1 protein-coding gene is annotated in these 572 nt (G+C 74.5%); it reads right to left on the bottom strand.

Features of this window, described 5'->3' with window-relative positions; all coding sequences use genetic code 11:
* Positions 1-82: 82 nt before the first annotated feature.
* The coding region (locus GH736_RS24115; protein ID WP_159607629.1) for a hypothetical protein at positions 83-572 on the bottom strand (490 nt) is incomplete at its 5' end.

Genomic DNA, 572 nt, shown 5'->3' with positions numbered 1-572 from the left:
CCCGTGCCGCTACAGGGCCGCGGTCAACGGCGAGCCGTCGACCGCGGCCCTGTAGCGGCACGGGTTGATCCGGTCGGCCGGGTCAGCAGCCGGGAGCGTCGGGATGGGCGTTGCAGTCGCCCTGCGTGAGCACGGTGTCGAACTCGCCGACGAGCACGCGCTGCGGGACGCCGGCCACGGTGAGCGTGCCGGCGATGGCGCGCCACGGTGAGCCGGCGAACCGGTACTCCGCCCGCAGCGTCACTGCGACGTCCACCGTGTACTCGCCGGACGTCGGGTAGACATGGCTCGTCGCCGTCTCGGTGAACTCGCCCTGACCGAGCGCCGCCCACGTCGCGCCTGGAGTGCCGCTGTCGACGACGGCCCCGTCGCTGTGGCCCCATCGGTAGCCGACCGGCGTGAACCGCACGTCGGCCGGTTGCCCCAGCAGCGTGCCGGACACCACCTGCACGGATGCCGCGGCGACGAAGTTCGCCGGCAGGCCCTCGACCGCCCACCCGGCGGGCTCCATGCCGTTGCCGGGCGCCGCCGGCCGGAACGACGCGATGTCGCGCAGCGTCACCACGACCGGC

The organism is Agromyces humi (assembly GCF_009720255.1).
Taxonomy (GTDB): Bacteria; Actinomycetota; Actinomycetes; order Actinomycetales; family Microbacteriaceae; genus Agromyces; species Agromyces humi.
The sequence above is the reverse complement of the archived record's forward strand: the minus strand, read 5'-3'. Positions and strand labels throughout refer to the sequence as shown.